The following is an 872-nucleotide window of genomic DNA, read 5'->3' on the forward strand; positions in this document are numbered from 1 at the left end:
GTTTCTGGTCCAAAGATGCAAAATATGGTGCACATGCTGTGCCATATAAAACTGCCACCAGACAAATATTTTAAAAAAGAAATCTCATGTTTACCTTTTGACCTACTGGTAAATTTGTTAGAAATGGTATTGGTATCATTCCTATCTGATTACAGTACTTATCAGTCAAAGAAGTCTTCCATTACTACAACCAAATTTTTCTTCTAAATTCTCAGTAGCTATTTGCATATTACTAGTTCAGCAATCACACTGATTTATTTATTGTCCCCCGATGCTTTGTTGAAGGGGGACTATAGTAATGTGTATTGTGTGTCCGTCCCAAATTGGTTTCCGGATGATAACTTGTGAATGAAAAGTCAGATTGAAGCTAGGGTGTGGTATGTATGTGTATTAATATTTCGACAATTCTTACCGGAGTTTTGTTGACTTTAATAAATATTAGTTTTTATTTTTATACAGGGTAGTTGTAGTTGTATTCAAAGAAAAAATATGTGTATTTGATGCTGCCACCTTGAAACAAAAATTCTGGATTACAGGTAATTAAAAAGAAATGATGGCTTTTCCTATCAGATGTGTTGACTTTACTATATTTAATTATTTATTATGTAAAGAAAGATCTTTTACTTTATTGAATTCAAAATCATCATTGATATTGTGTATTCCCTCATTCACAGTCAACCAATGAAACTCAAATACTGGTGATCACATGACCTGATTGAACCTAAATAAATTAGGTCATAAATTGTGGCAACTTTTTTAGGCTATACTTGTATTTGATTTGTATTTACACTTTGTCTTTGTTTTTTTATTACATGTAGTTACCTCCCTTCACCAGCATTTTTTTTCTCATTTTCTTTTTTCATTTCTGTTTC

Annotated in this window: 1 protein-coding gene; it reads left to right on the plus strand. The window is 31.2% G+C overall.

Annotation, left to right across the window (positions count from 1 at the left end; all coding sequences use genetic code 11):
• Positions 1–207: hypothetical protein (locus tag BAZSYMA_RS10225; RefSeq protein WP_206599451.1), on the plus strand; the 207-nt coding region annotated here is incomplete at its 5' end.
• Between the last annotated feature and the right edge of the window lie 665 nt (positions 208–872).

Source organism: Bathymodiolus azoricus thioautotrophic gill symbiont (genome assembly GCF_001298715.1).
Lineage (GTDB): Bacteria > Pseudomonadota > Gammaproteobacteria > PS1 > Pseudothioglobaceae > Thiodubiliella.